Source organism: Paenibacillus sp. TSA_86.1, from assembly GCF_052691815.1.
Genome location: NZ_JBQZGE010000006.1, coordinates 15,934 through 33,760 on the forward strand (window position 1 = coordinate 15,934; position 17,827 = coordinate 33,760).

13 protein-coding genes are annotated in these 17,827 nt (G+C 45.3%); 9 read left to right on the forward strand and 4 right to left on the reverse strand.

Annotated features, from left to right (window positions below; all coding sequences use genetic code 11):
• The first annotated feature begins 2 nt into the window (after window positions 1-2).
• Both ACUTVW_RS14245 and ACUTVW_RS14250 read left to right on the forward strand, forming a co-directional pair.
• Complete coding sequence (locus tag ACUTVW_RS14245) at window positions 3-779, forward strand: class B sortase (protein ID WP_445646428.1); 777 nt, start codon at window positions 3-5, stop codon at window positions 777-779.
• Window positions 780-1,861: 1,082 nt separating this feature from the next.
• Window positions 1,862-2,263, forward strand: a complete 402-nt coding sequence (locus ACUTVW_RS14250; RefSeq protein ID WP_445646429.1) for a VOC family protein — start codon at window positions 1,862-1,864, stop codon at window positions 2,261-2,263.
• 301 nt (window positions 2,264-2,564) lie between these two features.
• Here the strand turns inward: ACUTVW_RS14250 and ACUTVW_RS14255 are convergent, their stop codons facing one another.
• Window positions 2,565-3,194: a hypothetical protein gene (locus tag ACUTVW_RS14255; RefSeq protein WP_445646430.1), complete on the reverse strand. Its 630-nt coding sequence runs from the start codon at window positions 3,192-3,194 to the stop codon at window positions 2,565-2,567.
• A 484-nt stretch (window positions 3,195-3,678) separates the two neighbouring features.
• Here ACUTVW_RS14255 and ACUTVW_RS14260 point away from each other — a divergent pair, with 484 nt between their 5' ends.
• Entirely contained in the window at window positions 3,679-5,808 is a 2,130-nt protein-coding gene (locus ACUTVW_RS14260; RefSeq protein WP_445646431.1) for a 5'-nucleotidase C-terminal domain-containing protein, read from the forward strand.
• A 210-nt stretch (window positions 5,809-6,018) separates the two neighbouring features.
• On the forward strand, window positions 6,019-6,354 hold the full coding sequence (locus tag ACUTVW_RS14265) for a hypothetical protein (protein ID WP_445646432.1): 336 nt from the start codon (window positions 6,019-6,021) through the stop codon (window positions 6,352-6,354).
• A gap of 137 nt (window positions 6,355-6,491) precedes the next feature.
• On the opposite strand, the gene ACUTVW_RS14270 is transcribed toward ACUTVW_RS14265, so the two are convergent.
• Window positions 6,492-7,214, reverse strand: coding sequence for a YheC/YheD family protein (locus tag ACUTVW_RS14270; RefSeq protein ID WP_445646433.1), 723 nt, complete (start codon window positions 7,212-7,214; stop codon window positions 6,492-6,494).
• Window positions 7,215-7,464: 250 nt separating this feature from the next.
• Here ACUTVW_RS14270 and ACUTVW_RS14275 point away from each other — a divergent pair, with 250 nt between their 5' ends.
• The 4 genes from ACUTVW_RS14275 (at window position 7,465) to ACUTVW_RS14290 (ending at window position 14,275) form a co-directional block, all read left to right on the forward strand.
• Window positions 7,465-8,733, forward strand: a complete 1,269-nt coding sequence (locus ACUTVW_RS14275; protein ID WP_445646434.1) for an L-lactate MFS transporter — start codon at window positions 7,465-7,467, stop codon at window positions 8,731-8,733.
• Window positions 8,734-9,018: 285 nt separating this feature from the next.
• Window positions 9,019-10,113 (forward strand): GtrA family protein, encoded by a 1,095-nt coding sequence (locus tag ACUTVW_RS14280; RefSeq protein ID WP_445646435.1) that lies wholly within the window; start codon window positions 9,019-9,021, stop codon window positions 10,111-10,113.
• Entirely contained in the window at window positions 10,113-12,404 is a 2,292-nt protein-coding gene (locus ACUTVW_RS14285; RefSeq protein ID WP_445646436.1) for a glycosyltransferase family 2 protein, read from the forward strand. The genes ACUTVW_RS14280 and ACUTVW_RS14285 overlap by 1 nt, the downstream gene beginning before the upstream one ends.
• Window positions 12,405-12,415: 11 nt before the next feature.
• On the forward strand, window positions 12,416-14,275 hold the full coding sequence (locus ACUTVW_RS14290) for a hypothetical protein (protein ID WP_445646437.1): 1,860 nt from the start codon (window positions 12,416-12,418) through the stop codon (window positions 14,273-14,275).
• A gap of 110 nt (window positions 14,276-14,385) precedes the next feature.
• Here the strand turns inward: ACUTVW_RS14290 and ACUTVW_RS14295 are convergent, their stop codons facing one another.
• Together ACUTVW_RS14295 and ACUTVW_RS14300 are read right to left on the reverse strand one after the other, a co-directional pair.
• Entirely contained in the window at window positions 14,386-15,249 is an 864-nt protein-coding gene (locus ACUTVW_RS14295; protein ID WP_445646438.1) for a hypothetical protein, read from the reverse strand.
• Between the two features lie 164 nt (window positions 15,250-15,413).
• Window positions 15,414-16,886: a hypothetical protein gene (locus tag ACUTVW_RS14300; protein WP_445646439.1), complete on the reverse strand. Its 1,473-nt coding sequence runs from the start codon at window positions 16,884-16,886 to the stop codon at window positions 15,414-15,416.
• A 338-nt stretch (window positions 16,887-17,224) separates the two neighbouring features.
• Between ACUTVW_RS14300 and ACUTVW_RS14305 the strand changes: the two genes are divergently transcribed.
• Window positions 17,225-17,770, forward strand: a complete 546-nt coding sequence (locus ACUTVW_RS14305; protein WP_434748710.1) for a 50S ribosomal protein L25 — start codon at window positions 17,225-17,227, stop codon at window positions 17,768-17,770.
• Window positions 17,771-17,827: the final 57 nt, after the last annotated feature.

Here is a 17,827-nt window from a genome sequence, read left to right on the forward strand (position 1 = left end):
ACATGAGCAAAACTAAAAAAATTCTTATCGCCATTTCCTCCCTTGTGTTGGTATTTTCTCTGATTGGTTTTTCGAGAACGCTGCTGCGAGATTATGTTGAGCAACAGAAAATGGATGAGTTGGCGAGCATGTGGGAGGAAGGGTCGAATAAAAACGGAGGGGATGCAATCCCCTCTTTTTTGTTCAATAAGAGGAAAAGGCAAGTTATGCTTCCTGAATTTCGAGCCCTTTACGAGCGGAACTCGGACATTGTGGGATGGCTGAAAATTAACGGCACCCGAATTGAGTACCCGGTCATGCAAAATCCACAGGATGCGGAGTATTATCTCAATCATGATTTTGATAAGAAGGAAACCCAAGGTGGCCTTCCTTTTTTGGACAGGCATAGCCAGATCAAGGGTTCAGATATTTTGCTGATTCACGGACATCATATGAAAAGTGGCTGGATGTTTCAAGATCTAATGAAATACAAGAGTGAAAGCTTTTATAAAGAGCACACTACATTCGAGTTCAGCACGCTTTACGAAAAGGAAGAATACGAGATAGTGGCTGTGATTCTGTCCAAAGTTTATCGTAAATCAGATGACGTGTTTAAATACTATCAAATTGGGGATGTACAGACGTCCACCGAGTTCGATTCATATGTTCAGAATATCAAAAAACTCGCTCTTTATGACACAGGTGTAACAGCTCAGTATGGTGATAAACTTGTTGTACTGTCCACATGTGAATATTCGACTGAAAATGGGCGGCTAGCGGTAGTTGCTAAAAAGCGTTAAGTTCGATGGCAAAACACGAAATGAATGGGTTCCATCTCGCGTGCTCTCTTTAGAGGACGCGATTTTTTTGTCCCCTAACTTTTAATGAAGTTCCAGGAATGAGGTTAAACGTGGTGGATTAGAGATAAGTCTTCTTTATAATGGAGATGAGGGCTATACATATCAGATTCTGGAGAGGGAGTTGTAAAGTGACGATAGAGAATCAAGCGAATATTTTGACGACCAGATCAGAGCTCATCCACGAAGGTAACCAAAAGTATGCTTTTTATCTGAGCCTCAACCACCCCTTCTAACCAGAGAGCATGATCACGATCTTTATCCCTGAAGACCGTGAAACCTATTTGGAAAATAACATCTATCCTCATTGCTTAATAGGTGGGCGGCAATCCGAGACTGATTCAGGATGAAGACTATTATTTCGCAAAGCTCAAGGAGGAGTCACTATCATTCTTTTTCCAAGTCGATGAAGATGGTTATCCCGATACATTGATTCAAGAGGATGGGGATTATCCATTTGGTTTTGGTTCGCTATATATTTTCGCCAAAATGGGTAGAGAAGTACAACATCCTGTGGCCGGATTCTGTCAGTTTTCTTAAGTGAAATAGACGAATTTCTTAAGCGCAGTAGATGAAAATCGCAAGTCATGAAAGGAAGAGTGATTACTTTGAGGTACACCGAATATGTCCGTATAAAAACAGGCAGCGCCCAATCTGTAGGGACGTTTGGCAATAACATCTATGCGTATGAGATTTTAACCGGTGTAACAGACTCCCCGGAGTACCATCAGATTTCAAAGGAGGAGTTCGACTCTTTCGAAATGTGGTCTCAGGATCATACAACGAATAATAAAAAACTTTATGAAATCCTTGGCCGTCCTGTCCTCTGCAGTGGTTATTTGGGGAGAGGGGAATTGGATAACTCGTTGCTTCGTGATATGTGATTCCAGACAATACTTATTAACGCTACTGACATAACGTTGTCAGTGGCGTTTTTTTATAATCAGATCAGTACAGCAAAGGAGACAGGTAAGTAACAAGATTTAGGGAGAAATAATGAAGAAGATTAGGGAGGATGATCTGTTGTGAATTTTGCTTCTGTACGTATAATTACTGACGATGTAGATGGTCTTGTGGCGTTCTATGAGCACGTTCTTGGGATTTTAGCAGAGCGCCCTGCGCCTGTATTTGCACAATTTATTTTACCATCATGCACACTTGCCATTGGTCACACAGAGACCACAACATTATTTGGAGTGGACTCTGCAAATACAGCCGGGGCCATGAATTATCCAGTCATTTTGGAGTTCCATGTTGCCGATATCGAAGCTGAGTATTTACGCTTAGAAAGCTATGTTGATCATTGGATACAGCAGCCGACGACGATGCCGTGGGGGAACCGTTCGATGCTGTTCCGCGATCCGGAGGGCAACCTGGTTAACTTATTTGAACCGGTAACCGAGGAAGCAATTCAACGATTACAATGAGGGACATTCATCCGTAAATAAACACATAAAAACAGCTCATCATTCGAGGAGTTTCCAGATAGGTTTGCAAAACTAGAAGTCCCCGCATTGACGTGGGCCGTATTCGAGGCTTTCGGACCGTCCCCGAAAACGTTGCTATGTAAAGTGATTTTCAATAGGATCTAAACGGAATTAAGTAAGTCAGGAAATCGCAATCAAGAAAAACGAAAAGAGCCGAGGCAGGGATGAACTCCTGCTTCGGCTTTTTCACATATTCATGGTGAATATCATTCAGCAAATGGCCCGCCGGTGTCTGCCTACCTTAACGCCCCCCTGTATTGGATGCCCAGACAGGAATCCAGCTATTCGGGTAATATTGGTTGGTCAGGGTAGTATTGTAGAGAACCAGATTACCATCACTTTGCATGATGAGAGTATCACCTGTTGTATTTACTGGTAGCCCGCTTCCGTGGTGACCTGGAATCCATGCTTCCGTATTCATAGACCAGACAGCTACTACTTTGGATGTATCAAGCCCCCAAACTTTATCCCATCCCCAGCTCCCGACATATTCATATCTGAATGTGACAGGGTTATACACATAGCGATAAGCATATTGGTACACGTCTTTATATGCCCAACCGTATCCGTACATTATAGGTCTACCATACTGTTGATTAAATTGGAAAGTTTGTGGAACGACGTTGACGTGTGTATTACTACTCCAAATCGAAGAACCATTCTGATAGATTACAAAATTTCCGTCGTTCTGCCAGACGGCTTTAAATCGGCCATCTTGGGACAGGAGATAGTCTTCCTTTTGCATGCTCTGGCCGATCAAGAGTTTATCTCCAAGATAGCCTGCGGAGGCTGTTGCAGGTACAGCAAAGGCCAAGATCAGTAAACAGGCGATAAAAATGCGGAAAGATCTGGGGAAGAATAGCTTTTTCATTGGGCACACTCCTATATTCCTTAGAATGGTTAAAGTCAATTGCGTAGTACAATGAACGCCTACAGTTATTGCGTAGTGCAGCAAAATGTTGGGTCAGGAGTGGTGAAAGAGCAATCAACACTTCCCCCAGTAGTGATTCTTGGGAAATCCATATGTACAGTGCTCTCAGAGTCACCTCCTTTAATAGAAAAGGTAATGTTAGATTATAGGGTTATGTGCTTCAACATAATTTGCAGAAGTTACATGAAGGTGTACTAAGAGAGGTTTATTCTTATAACAAAGATGGAAGGTGATTACAAAAACAATATATAACAAATTATTCCACTAAATCAACTAAAAGTTAAAAATAATATTTTTCAATTTAAAGAGAACGATCAATCTCGTAAAAATTTTTACATAGATTTAATATAAATGGACACTTTTGTGAATTAAACTATGGTAAAATATCTCAGGATCTGAAAATGGAGAGGGGTTTTGTTTACTCATGTCTTGGAAAAAAGTTTTGGGGAAAAGCACCATTCGTTTGGCTGCTGCTACATTATTACTCACTCAGCTATTCGGTGCAGCAGGTTCGGTTTCTGCCGCAGGCAAAGATGTAGAAGTACATTTGATAGGAATCAATGACTTTCACGGCCAGCTAGATACGACTTCTGTGGTTGGTGATAAGAAGGCAGGATCGGCTCCAATTCTAGCAACCTATCTCAAAGAAGCTAGGGCCAAATACGAGCATTCCCTCTTATTCCACAACGGGGACTCGGTTGGCGCATCCGCTCCAGTGTCATCTCTTGATCGTGATGAGCCTACGATGGAATGGATGAATATGATGGGCTTTGATGTGGGTTCCCTGGGTAACCACGAATTTGATCAAGGGATCGCAGCATTGAAGGCACAAATTTTTGGCGGTCTTGATCCAAAAGAAGGAAAAGTAACCCATGCCGGTGCAAAATTTGATTATGTGAATGCCAACGTGATCGAAAATTCCACAGGTAAACCCCTGATTAAACCGTATGTCATCAAAGAAGTAGGCGGCATCAAAATCGGATTCATTGGACTCGTAACGAAATCAACGCCAAACAAAGTATCTCCAGCAGGTACGGCAGGTGTACGTTTCTTGAGTGCGGAAGAAGAGGTTGCAGCTGTTAATAAATACGCAAAAGAATTGCAAGACCAAGGCGTAGAAACGATCATCGTCCTGGCACATGACCCAGCATCGACCAAAGAAGGTGTAACGACTGGAGAAGCGGCTGATCTGGCAAAAGCTTTGCCTGCAGACTCTCCTGTTGATGTCATCGTTGCGGGGGACAATCACGCTCTGGCGAACGGTGTCGTGAATGGCAAGCTAATCGTGCAAGCGTACTCTTATGGTACGGCTTTTGAAGATATCAAGCTAATGATTGACCCTGTTACCGGGGATGTAACTGAAAAATCAGCTACTGTAACAACAACGTTCCAAGAGGGTGTAAAAGAAGACCCTGAAACACTCGCTATCATTAAAAAGTCTTTGGACAAGCACCCTGAGCTGACTAAGCCAGTAGGTACAACAGATGGCTCTGTTTTGCGTAAAGATGCTTACAATAACGAAGCACCACTGGGCAACCTGATTGCAGACGCTATGCGTCAGGCAGACTTTGGAGACAAAGCAAGCAAGGCTGATTTTGCATTCATGAATCCAGGTGGTATCCGTGCAGATCTGCCAAAAGGTGATGTGACCTTTGCGGATTTGGCTAAAATCCAACCTTTCGGTAATACACTCGTGAAGCTGGAACTGACAGGTGAGCAAGTGAAAACATTGCTGCAACAGCAATGGGGTACCAATGCAGACGGTACACCAAACACGAAAACATTGCAGATCGCTGGTTTGAAATACACAGCTGACTTCAGCAAGCCGGTTGCTGAACGTGTGACGGCTCTTACGCTGGAAGATGGTACACCGGTTGATCCTAAAAAATCATACACCGCTGTTGTGAACAATTTCATGGCTGCAGGTGGAGATAACTACAAAGTACTGCTAGATGCAAAATCCTCTTTGGCTGGCCCAATTGATCTGGATGTATTCTACAAATACATCACAGATACATTCAAGGGTGGCGATATTCAAGCTAAGAAAGAAGGACGTATCACAAACCTGGCTGTCGCTACAGAGCCGACAGAAACACCAGCACCAGTAAGTAATGAACCCATTTCTCGTGCTGAATTTGTAACTGCACTCGTGGATCTGTTGAAGCTTAACGAAGTATCTACAGCACCTGTGTATCAGGATGTTTCTCCTAATGCTGCATATGCAGATGCCATTGCAGAAGCTTCCAAAGCCGGATTTATTCAAGGCTACGGCGGTAGCTTCTATCCTGAGCGTGATATCACTCGGGAGGAGGCAGCAACGATTTTGGCCAAATTGTTGAACAGCCCGGCATCCGAAGCGAAGGCAGCAACAATTATTGCTGGTTTTGAAGACGGAAAATCCGTATCTGCTTATGCGGTGAAGCCACTGGCGAAACTGATTGATATAGGTATTTTCAGTGCAACAGACAAAAAAATGCTGGAGCCTAAGCAAGGCCTTTCCATGAATGACGCTAAAGCATTCATTCAAAAAGCAGTTGCGGCGAAAGCTTCCTAAGCTTCCTGGCTTTAAGCTGCCCGGCAATAAGGTAGATCATCGTGCAACGGGCATCATACATGGTTACAGCAGCTGCAAACCACTCGCTAATCCAAGCGGGTGGTTTTTTTATTGGACAGACACACTTTTTCAGCCTTGTCCACGTCTATCCCTCACCAAAACCGCTCTATTGCCATCTAATAAACTATCAACAAAAAGGAGGTTTTGAGAATGGGAAATCGTAGACCTACGGGCGGATATGATCCGGTTCAAATCTATAACTCTACTCCGTTTAATGCGTATGGAACAGTCGAGTATGCATCCATCTTCTGTAGCAATGACCGTTATAGTGTTCAGCGTGAGGGGACATGGCGGGCTTCGGGGCGTGGTGTGTGTCTGTTGACCCGAATTACAGCAACGGTGATCACACCGAGTGGAAATATTGAGGCTGAACCGTACACGTCATCAGGGACATCATACAGCCAGTTTGCCATTATTCAGGTCGGCCCGAACCAGTTTCGGGTAACGCGTGTGGTAGGCTCCGCTAGACATCGCCGGAAATGTTAAGGAAGATCAGTAATATGGTAGAGCAAGGCAAGATCAAGCAGATTATCGCGTAAAAAATATCTATGCAACGCAAGAAGCGACTCTCCAGATCAACGGTGAGTCGCTTCTTTGCGTCGTAACGTCGTAAAGCTTCAAAATTAGTGTTTCTGGTACCACAATATTCGGCGATACATCGAGGAATCTTTCAAGCGGCGAAAAGGGCGTAGATCAGGCCGATAATTGCCTTCAATGATCCAGACCCGGCCTTTCTTATCGATGCCGATATCAAAACCGATTTGTCTCAGATCAGGGTAGTGCACTTCCAGACCCTTGGCAGCCAGCAACACAGTACGCTCGGCTTGAAGCAGCAACTTGCGTCCCCCGATACGTGCTAATTGTAGCGCTTTGAGCGCAGGAATGGTGCGATTCGTCACATTGGTCACCAGGTATCCGCGTGATGCGACCTTGGCGTAGGACCCGGTCACCTTCCAAGCGGATGGAGCTGCCGTTTGGCGTTGAACCATAATTCGAAGATCGAACGGCCTTTGCTGAATGCGAGCTAAATATAGACGCTGCTGAATGATATACTCACGATCTTTATCGACTTGATCAAACCAATTCTGCAATTCATCTCTGTTTTGCATCGTAATGGTGTTATTCTCATTTTGGATTTGGTAGGTGCCGTTCTTCAGACGACGGATGAATATAATATCTCTTCCATAACGTCCATCGCAGGGTTTCAGCACGACACTTGAATGTTGAAGCAGCATATGGTGTAATGTTTCTTTTTCCAGCAACAGTGTTTCTGGCAGCCGCCGAGTGAGTTTGGGTACACTACTAAGGGCGCGATACTGCAGCCATTTGTCCCGTTGGACTAACATTGACATCACAGCCTTTGGTCAGGATCAAATCAGGGCCTACGATTCTTCTTTCATTTTAGTCTAAACCCGTCTGTGGCATAAGCCACCATTCGTCTATAAATGATAGGCCCCTTCCCCAAATTGAACCGCTGCAAAAAATCCTCTATAAAGATATACATGTTGTCATAGATGGATAGGAAAAGCTGTGCTACACTTTATCGCATAACTAAGTGAATTATTTCACAATACAACATGAGGGGAAACGATCTCAGTGGAACTGACCAAAAAGAGATGGATTATTCTGATTGCAAGCTGCTTTATTAATCTATGTATAGGCTCCATCTATGCATGGAGTGTATTTGCTGCACCGATGGCTGCTTATCTAAGTGGTCTCACCGGGCGTACATTAACACCAGGCGATCTGGCTATTGTTTTCACCATATGCAACTCCGTCGGTCCGATTACGATGATATCGGGTGGATGGATTAATGACAAGTTCGGACCCAAAAAGGTCATTCTGATTGGCGGATTATTATTTGGGGGCGGTATGATTTTATCCGGTTTTGCGGCTTCTGTAGGTTTTCTGGTATTTGCCTACGGGATTGTGCTTGGTTTGGGAACAGGGATGATCTATGGGTGCACCATCAGCAACTCGATCAAGTTTTTCCCGGATAAACGTGGATTGGTTGGGGGCGTCACTACGGCAGCCTATGGATTAAGCTCTGTAATCATTCCTCCGATTGCCAATATATTTATCAGTAACTCGGGTGTAACCTCTGCATTCTTTATCATTGGGAGCGCTTTTCTTATTATTATCTGCGTGGCTTCATTCTTTATTGAGAAATGTCCAGCCGATTTTGTTCCGACAGGTTGGACACCGAAGGCAGCTAACCTTGGCCGTGCTGTGAGAGAAGATAAGAACTGGAAAGGCATGCTGGCAAGCCCGATCTTCTATGTTATGATCTTGTTGCTCATCAGTGGGGCTTTTGCCGGACTGATGTGCGTCTCCCAAGCCTCGCCGATCGCTCAGAAAATGGTGGGATTGTCGGCTGCTGCTGCAACAACAGTTGTTTCTGTCCTGGCACTGTTTAATACAGGTGGCCGGATTTTGGCCGGATATATCTCAGACAAAATCGGCCGAATCAATACCCTTGCCATTACGTCTCTGTTATCCGTAGCTGGGCTGATTATGCTTTATCTTTCAGGAGAGAGCAGTGTGGCGACATTTTATATGGGAATTTCGATGATTGGTTTAAGTTTTGGATCTCTGATGGGCGTATTCCCTGGCTTCACTGCAGATCAGTTTGGGGCCAAAAACAACAGTGTGAATTATGGAATTATGTTTATCGGCTTTGCGCTAGCGGGGTATTTCGGACCGTCAATTATGAGAAATGTGTACAGTGCGGATGGCAGTTATCAGAGAGCCTTTATTATTGCAGCGATCTGTGGCTTGACCGGATTTATTCTAACCTTTGTATATAAGTGGTCCGTCAAAAATCAGAACAAGGGAGCAAGTAACAACTATAAAGTGACTGTTTAAGGAAACGAAACTCAGGCAGATACGACAAACCCGAACCACCCGTTTAATAAACGGGGGTTCTTTGTTATTTATATGAATTTACTACTGGAGTAGTTTATTAGAGTTGTATAGTCTGTTACGACTAACCTGTACATTGAAAATGTAAAACTTTTTTACCATTAGATTACAAAAATTTCGTTTACGACCCACCTTTTCGGTGGTATACTCTCCTATATTCAAGGAAGATATTAACGCTAATATACAACAAGTTTTCATGAAAATATGTCGAATTGGGGCTCATTTCGGATGATTATAGCAAAAGAAAAGGACAAAACGATCATCCTCATTCCTTCGCTGGAACCAGATGACAGACTTTTATCCTATGTACGTCAGTTGCGAGACTACGGTTTTACGAAAATGGTCATTGTAGATGATGGTTCTGGTGAAACCTATCAGCACATTTTCGAAGAATTAGGAAATGTTGGATGTGTTTTGCTGCGACACGCGCAGAATCAGGGGAAGGGTGAAGCGCTGAAGACCGGATTTCGTTACATAGCTCAGCATTATGGAGAGACACACAACGTCGTTACTGCAGATTCGGATGGTCAGCACGCCGCGGAAGATGTGTATCGCATTGCTCAGGAGGCCAAACTTCATCCCAATGAATTGTTACTTGGTGTACGTAATTTCAGTGAAGGTGATATTCCGCCCAAGTCCTTGTTTGGCAACCGCATGACCTCGTTTATTTTTGCCCTTTTATATGGGAAGAAATTGTCGGACACCCAGACGGGGCTGCGAGCCTTCGGGGCAGGGTTATTACCTTTTATGTTAGGCGTACGTGGCAAGCGGTTTGAATATGAGCTGCAGATGCTGATCTCCTGTATTCAATCCGGGATTTCCATTCATACGGTGCCCATTCAGGTGATCTATGAAAACGGTAATGCAGGTACACATTTCAAAGCGATTCAGGATAGTGCCCGGGTGATGGGTGTGTTGTTCTCGAATTTCTTTCGTTTCATCTCATCGTCGGTTGCAAGCTCTGTGGTCGATTTGGGCATTGCCTGGTTCCTGATTGATTTCCTGCGTCCAATGATGGGGGATCAGCATTATTTGAGAATTCTGCTCGCGACGGTCATCGCCCGAGTAATCTCTATAGTCGTGAATTATGTACTCAACAGATATTTTGTGTTCCGGAAAGAAGATAGCAGGGGAAGCCTATGGCGTTACTTGACGTTGTGCGGCTTAATTATTTTGCTGTCGAGTACGGGCGTATATTTATTCCATACCATATTCTTCGTGGACGAGAAGGTGGCGAAGTTTGTATGTGACGCCATTCTGTTCCTGCTAAGCTTTCAACTGCAGCGGAGGTGGGTATTTGCAGCAAGGAGGAAGCAGCTGTAGTGCAAAACGAGAAAAGGCAAAATGTTTTTTTCATTATCACCATGATTCTCATGACCATCTATCTGATCTGGCGTATGTTCTTTACGCTGCCATGGGGCGAAGGGGTGCTAAATGTCATATTTGGCATACTGCTCATTATGGCGGAGGCGATCACGGTTGGCACGACCTTCGAGTTATTTTTTCAAAAGATGCAAAAGAAACGGGCACAGCTCGATTTTCCGGTGATCCCGGATGAATATTATCCGCATGTCGATGTGTTTATTGCTACCCATAACGAACCAGTTGACCTGTTATATAAAACGGTGAATGCTTGTACGTTTATGGATTACCCGGACAAGTCGAAGGTACATATCTACCTTTGCGATGATGGCGCACGACCTGCGGTGGAGGAACTGGCGAAGCAGTTCGGCATAGGGTATCTGGGGTTCCCGGGTAACAAGGATGCCAAATCCGGCAACTTGAACAATGCGCTGAGCAAGACATCTTCTCCGCTGATTGCTACCTTTGATGCGGACATGATTCCACAGCATACCTTTCTGATGAAAACCGTACCTTATTTCATGCTCTCTACGTTTACCCAGGAAAATGGAGAATGGCGCCTGCGGCGTGAAGACGAGATCGATCCCACCTTTAAGCTGGGATTGGTACAGACACCGCAAAGCTTCTATAACCCGGATCTATTCCAGTTCAATCTGTATGCAGAGCAAGGGATTCCGAATGAGCAGGATTTCTTCTCCCGCGAGGTTAACATTCTGCGCAATGCGTCCAATGCAGTTGCGTATACAGGCAGTAATACGGTGATTGCCCGGCAAGGAATGGTGGATATCGGTGGATTCCCGCTGAACACCATTACGGAGGACTTTGAGACAAGCATCCGATTGCAGCAGGAAGGTTACATTACCTATGCCACGCAGGAGGTTCAGGCTGCGGGGCAGACGACAACCACGATTCCAAGCATGATCAAACAGCGGATTCGCTGGGCGAGGGGCATTATTCAGAGTTTGCAAAATACGCGTGCACCAATCTCCAGGAAGCTGCCTCTCTGGACCAGGATAACCTATGTAAGCAGTTTTCTATACTGGTGGTCTTTTTTCAATCGACTGATCTTTATCTTGTCTCCTATTCTGTTTGCCTTGTTTGATTTCCAGATCGTTAATACGACCTTTTGGCAGATTCTGATCTTCTGGTTGCCTTCGTATTTTTTCTACAGCCTGTCGATGCGTTATCTGTCGAGTAACATACGGAACCAGCGCTGGAGTCAGGTCATCGATACCATCTTCATGCCATATCTGATCTGGCCAGTCATACTGGAGACGGTGGGCATCCGTGAGCGTAAGTTCAAGGTTACGAATAAAAACCGTTCAACGGGACGCGAATGGATCGCCTCGATGAAATATGCGCTACCGCATATTTTTCTGCTCCTGTTATCCATCGCCGCCATTATTCGGTATGTGAATGGCAAGTACGGCATTGCTTTGTTTTTCAGCAGCATCATTATTTTCTGGCTCGTTCACAATATGATTGCCTTGCTCTATGCTCTCTTCTTCATGATCGGGCGCCGGGCATACCGGGAGAATGAACGTATACGGGCGCAGGAGGATGTCATCATCCGTTATCCAGACAGCACGCTGCGATATGAGGCCAAAAGCGTTGATCTTTCGGAGAACGGGATTGCCTTCTATGTTCCGTACCCGATTTATTTGCCGGAGAAAAAGACGATTTCTTTAGTGGTCAAATCGGATCGATATGAAGCGAATCTCGATGCGGTTATCGTTTATGTAAAAGCAGATGGCGAAGGCTGGCGTTATTCGGCAACAGTTCAACCGATTGATGAAGCGGATAATCGTCAATATATGCAGCTCATCTACGACCGGAAGCACTCGCTGCCGGAGCAGATGAACCTATGGGACACTGCGTATGATGACATGCTGCGCAATGTGAAGAAACGCATTATACAGCCCAAATCCGATCAGCGGAAAATGCCGAGGCTGTCCCTTCATCTTCCTGTGACCTTCACAAATCATGCAAGCTGTACGCTGCTCAGCTTCAATTATCGTTTCTTCTCTGCCACAGGGCTGCAAGGTAAAATAGCCGAAGGGTCAGAGGTTACCTTTTATACGGACAGCAATATTGAAGTGATCTTAAAACATACTGGGAAAACAACGGCGAATAAACGTGAAGTGCTTCTCTCCGTAGAGAATATCGATGAGATCTTGGGGCGTGGTTTGATTGATCAGTTACTGAGTGATTTGATCCGTCCACAAGCTGAGCGGTTCACCAAAGAGGGTTAGGAGAGATAGAAATGCTGTTTTTGCTTCAACTTGTGATGGGCATGTTACTCATAATATCGATGGTCGGTTATATGCAGTTTGTCCGCAAATTCATGTCCATCCGGTGGGAGTTTATTCCGATATTTGTGTTCTCGGCCATCGCTTGTATCGTCTATTTCGCCGGATTAGCAGGTCAGCTCTTCACGGGTAGCATCGCTGTGTTGGTTGCAGGCTTACTGTTGTTTCGAGGCAGAGTTATCCACGCTCTGTATCAGAGCAAACGGGGGACATGGTCCTTTTCATTTTCATTGTTTCAGTTAAGTTTTCTGGGCGTGGGTTTTATATTTCTACTGATTCTGTTCCAGACGGAGCTGACACACTACGATAATTTCTCGCACTGGGCGATTGTGGTGAAGGATATGCTTAGCACCAATGCATTTCCAACACCGAATTCAGATTTAATTGAGTTTAAAAATTATCCACTGGGTACTTCATCGTTTATCTATTACATTTGCCGATTTATGGGGCATGCTGAGCCGATCATGCTGCTGGCACAAGGTTTGCTGATCTTTGCATGCTTCTATGCCATGTTTGGCGTTGTGTCAGAGAAAAAAAGGTTCCTGCTCTACGCTTTTCTCGGGTTAGGATTATCAACCTTGTCCTTCTTCAATCTGACCATTCGAATCACTAACCTGCTGGTGGATTTCCTGCTTCCAATCTATGCACTCGCGATTGTGGCAGCGATATACCAGTATCGCCATGATCTTAAGCGAGCTTGCATCATTATTCTGCCGCTGGCAGGTCTGCTGACAGTCATCAAGAGCACGGGCATTATTTTCGCTGCCGTGGGGCTGATCTTTCTCGTATACATGTGGCTGACGAATAAGCAACGTGCCAACTGGAAGGTCGGACTTGCTGTGCTGGGTACGATCGCAGGGGCATTGCTGCCCTATTTCAGCTGGAGCTGGCGTATGGCAACGGTATTCCACGGCGTGAATAACAAGTTCGAGGGAGCCGCTGCGGCGCTAAAGTCCGGTAAAACTGCGGAGCAAAAGTGGGATATTCTAGTGCTCTTCCTGAAATCGAGCGTGGATATTACCACCAGACCGGTACTGGGGATTGTCATTTTCGAGCTTGCTGCGATTGCTGCTTCCATTGTGGCCTATGTGGTGCTCAAGAAGAAGTGGAACCTGTGGAAAGTGCTAATTGCACTGAATGTGGTGGTTTTACTATACTATGCGGGCATTCTGGCCCTGTATCTGTTCTCCATGCCGGTGGATGAAGCAATAAGGCTGGCGGGATTCGAGCGTTATGCATCAAGTATCGTCGTGCTGTTCGCCGGAGGGCTGGTGCTCTGTGCTGCCGTTGATATTGAGCGTACGTTCCATTACCGCATGGGTGAGGTTCCCGATTATCAGGCGTTCAAGACGGTGCAGACGAAGAGGCATTATCAACAGGGAATTATTGCGTGTATGGCACTGGCCGCGACCACCCTCTTGTCGGAGTATAACGGGATGATATCAATCACCAGTACGTACGACAAGACCCTTCCCTACGAGGTGCATGCTGTGACGGGGGATCGATGGTATACGGGCGGTAACGAGGATATGAACAAGTATCTGTTCTATGGCTCTGACCGGGATCAGCAGGTGACAAGTTATTACATGCAGTATGTCGGCAGATACTTCTTATATGCTCCGAATGTGGACGGTATCGTGCTGTTCTACGAGGATAACATGGACAATCTGCTGAGTGGCTACGATTACCTTGTCGTGATCGAGACGGATCGTAACGCCGAAATGTTATTGAAAAAGCACTACGGCATTGATATGCAAAAAGGAATCTACAAAATCAGCCGTTCCGGTGACCGAATCGTGCTGACGTTAACTTGATTCTGTCCTTTCCTGCTCTTCCTGCGGGAAAGAATAGAATAGATAAAAGCTCCACTCACACTTTGTTTTCGTGAGTGGAGCTTTTCATCTGTGAACAGCGGAACTGCTGCTCAGTTGGCATGGCCCTGCGGTTGAAGCTTCCGCATAAAGGCCTCGATATTATCGATCAGCAGCTTGTTGTTTGGCGAATCAGTCTGGTTGATAATCTCCTTAACCGCATGTACAAATGAGCTCAGGCTGGTCGGGTCAGCCTTCTCAAATCGGTTCTGGGTAGGCAGGCTGCCAGAAGATCGGACCGCATCCTCACGATATTCTTTCAACCATTCCTGATTCGTGGCTGCCTGTTTTGCAAAGCTTTGCAGAATGCTGCTCCAGTCTTTGTTGTTTACAATAGCATCTTGCAGCTTATCAAAGGTGTGGGGCTGGAATTTGCGCATCATGTCATGGAGATTAATGTAGTCTTCTGGTGCACCATTAGGTCGTTGTTGCGGTGTATCATACTGAATTTGTTTTGTTTCAGGGTTGATCGTTCGGGTTGTGGAGATTGCTCCGATCTGGCGGATCGTATTCATGAACTCGGCAGCCTGATCGCCCTTCATGTAGTTGCCTGCTATGTATTGTGCTTGTGTTAGACCAAGTTCGAGCAAAGTGGATCGGCTATCCTCTTCCGTCACATCCGTAATCAGATTGGATTGAATGATGCCATATACCGCCTCTTTTACCTCCATAGATTGATCCTTGAGCAGACGCTCCAATGACTCGTTAATCTGAACCGTCCCGAAGTAAACCGCCGCATGGTTCACGATATCAGAGGAGGCGAGCTGTCTCGAAGCGTTACTGATCTCTACGGTATCTGTGTTATGGGACAACTCGAATTTCCCAGTGACCATCGTTGGTGAAGTTACGTGTCCCGTGCGCTGTTGTGAATGAGTGTAGGCTTTGAGGTCAGACGGAGTTGTGCTTTGAACCTTCATTCGTAAACACCCCTATTCGTTAAAAGATAGATGCTCCAAGTTCTATATCATACATGTCTCTTCTTACTATCGGAATAATATTCCATATTTTTAATATAAATGGACAAAACAACAAAAAAGCAACGAACGGTTCCTTCCACCGCTCGTTGCTCTACTAGGTTCAATTAGCCGCCGTAAATACTATAGGCGAAGTGATAGACGATGTCGGTTGTATTTACACTTGGACGACTCGTCACTCTGGCCAGCACAGCACAAAGATCATAATAGTGGGTAAAACTTATGGCTCCTGGCAAGTACTGACTGAGGCTTCCCGCGGAGGGAGGCAGGGACAGCGTTGCTGTAAACTGTCCGCTGCTGTTGGTCATGACTTTGGACGTCCGATAGCGGTTGTTGCTACTGTCAGACCAGGCATCATTCGCCCAAATAACTTCGACTTCTGCATTAGCTACGGCATAATTATCAGATGTCGCTGCAACACCTGTCACGGTAAAGCTATTTCCGGTGATACGATAGTAGCGTCCATACGCGTAAGAAGGATAATCATTGGGCCCGCCATTCGAGTTGTACCCTGTGATGACCACTTTATCCGCTCGTAATACGGGTTGCAAATGCAGCGAATAGTTGTTATCAGAATAGGTATTGGTGGTATAAACCTTCAAATAATAAGTGCCTGTGCCTAACGATACATTACCATTCGTGGTGGGCATCAAGGCCATTCGATTGTTGCTTAGTGCACCATACATTTCAGCTTTATAACCATTGGCTGTAGAAGCTTGATCCAGCGTGATGCGCATCGCATCATAGTTTCTGCTCTCAGGAACCGTGATTTTGTACCAATCCTGATCAATCTCCGAATTTAACGAGCGGGTTGCGAGTGTAGAGCCGCCCACAGCAACGGTAAGCGGATAGGCACGCAGTGCGTTCTCGTCTGTCTCGAAGGCATCATACGTTGAGCTTGTGGAGACCGTTAGGGTAAACGCTTCGTTAATGCTGGCACCAACCTTGCCGTAGACTTCAATCAAATAGGCTTTGGCGCCAGAAGTGATATTTTTCGTGCCTACATTTTCAGATAAGGTTCTGGACCCGTTCCCGTAATTGTTCAAGTATGTCCCGTAGATGGAGTAATCAATAGGATTCGGATTCACTTCCCCGGTGGACATATCGAATTCATAGAGATATAGATCGTAATCAAGCTGTGCTGATGCAGGATTATCCATCTGTACTTGCAGGATGTGACCGGGTTGTGCATAAACCGGGTATAGATAGCTGGAGGTACCTTCCTCCTGGATGTAGCCTGTGTATGTAGTCGTCTCTGCTGCGGTTGCAGTGTTATCCGTATTCTCCGATTGTGGAGTGGACAACATTCCTTGTTGCTTGTGCGTTCTGGAAGTGGCAGAAGTCTGATTCAGATTAACGGTTGCCTTGAGCTGGTGTTCCTTCAATCGGGAAGAATCCAACTCGGTGGGAGCCTCGCTAAGCTCGGTAATAACCTCTTTGTATGGCTGTACGAACTGTTCAGTAATACGTGATCCCTGCAACTCTTTACCCTCAGAATCATTGTTAGCCGAAGCGATGAAGCCAAAAGCAAAGGTAAGAACCAAATTCATGACGATGAGCATGGAGAGTGTCTTTTTCAAAGTGTAAACTCCTCTCTTCTTATATTTTTTTGCTGCAATTCTATAATATACCAAATGTATGCGTTTGTTAAGTGATGAACATCATGGTAGTACAGTTCGTAGGTTCATCGACAAAAATAGCTTTCTATGATAGGCTGGAAGCATCCCAAGGGCATTCTACTTTTCCAAGTAGAGTGCCTTGCTGTATATTATGGGAGTTTACATTTAATGGTTTTAAAATGAATGCTATGTGGAGGTGGTGATGCTATGTTTCTCTCTTTAGCCCCCGAAGGGGAATGTTGGATGATGGAAAGTGAATGTGTACGAAAAAACATGGAAAACAGAGGAGCGAACATAGCATGACTACTTTTATACAAGCAGAGACCCGTATTAAATTAAAACCTTCAAGACTTCAGAATTTGCGCCAATCTGGCCGCCTGCCAGGCATTGTTTTTGGCAAAAATACAGAGAATGAGATGATTCATATACCGGCGATCCAATTCCAAAAATGGCTGAAACAAGGTGCTTCCGGTTTTATTGAACTGCAGTTCGAAGAGAAACCTTCACTTACCGTGTTGTTGGAAGATCTGCAGCGTGATCCGGTTACACGAGATTTGATTCACGTTGACTTTCAGCAGGTACAGAGCGGCGAGGTGCTGCGCACCAAAATTCCGGTCAAGTTCAACGGAACCCCGGAGGATGCGAAGTACGGTGGGGTTGTGCAGATTCAGTTAGCTGCTATTGAAGTGGAGGCGTTGCCTCGTCATCTGCCAACCGTGGTAGAGTTCGATATCAGTGCCATGAAGATTGGAGAAACTCTGCATGTTGAGGACGCCAAGTTCGCACCGGAAGTAACGGTGATTTCAGAGGGGAACGAGTCACTTCTCTCTGTCATTAAACCTTAACAATTTTTTGATACTTAAAAAGCTTTTTGAGAAGCTGCTGCATGGACTAATCATCCA

Excerpts from the sequence above, each read along its gene's own strand:
- ACUTVW_RS14270 (WP_445646433.1), bottom strand. The coding sequence starts at position 7,214 with ATGTTAGTCCAACGGGACAAATGGCTGCAGTATCGCGCCCTTAGTAGT.
- ACUTVW_RS14265 (WP_445646432.1), top strand. The coding sequence starts at position 6,019 with ATGGGAAATCGTAGACCTACGGGCGGATATGATCCGGTTCAAATCTAT.
- ACUTVW_RS14260 (WP_445646431.1), top strand. The coding sequence starts at position 3,679 with ATGTCTTGGAAAAAAGTTTTGGGGAAAAGCACCATTCGTTTGGCTGCT.
- ACUTVW_RS14255 (WP_445646430.1), bottom strand. The coding sequence starts at position 3,194 with ATGAAAAAGCTATTCTTCCCCAGATCTTTCCGCATTTTTATCGCCTGT.
- ACUTVW_RS14295 (WP_445646438.1), bottom strand. The coding sequence starts at position 15,249 with ATGAAGGTTCAAAGCACAACTCCGTCTGACCTCAAAGCCTACACTCAT.
- ACUTVW_RS14280 (WP_445646435.1), top strand. The coding sequence starts at position 9,019 with ATGATTATAGCAAAAGAAAAGGACAAAACGATCATCCTCATTCCTTCG.
- ACUTVW_RS14245 (WP_445646428.1), top strand. The coding sequence starts at position 3 with ATGAGCAAAACTAAAAAAATTCTTATCGCCATTTCCTCCCTTGTGTTG.
- ACUTVW_RS14305 (WP_434748710.1), top strand. The coding sequence starts at position 17,225 with ATGACTACTTTTATACAAGCAGAGACCCGTATTAAATTAAAACCTTCA.
- ACUTVW_RS14290 (WP_445646437.1), top strand. The coding sequence starts at position 12,416 with ATGCTGTTTTTGCTTCAACTTGTGATGGGCATGTTACTCATAATATCG.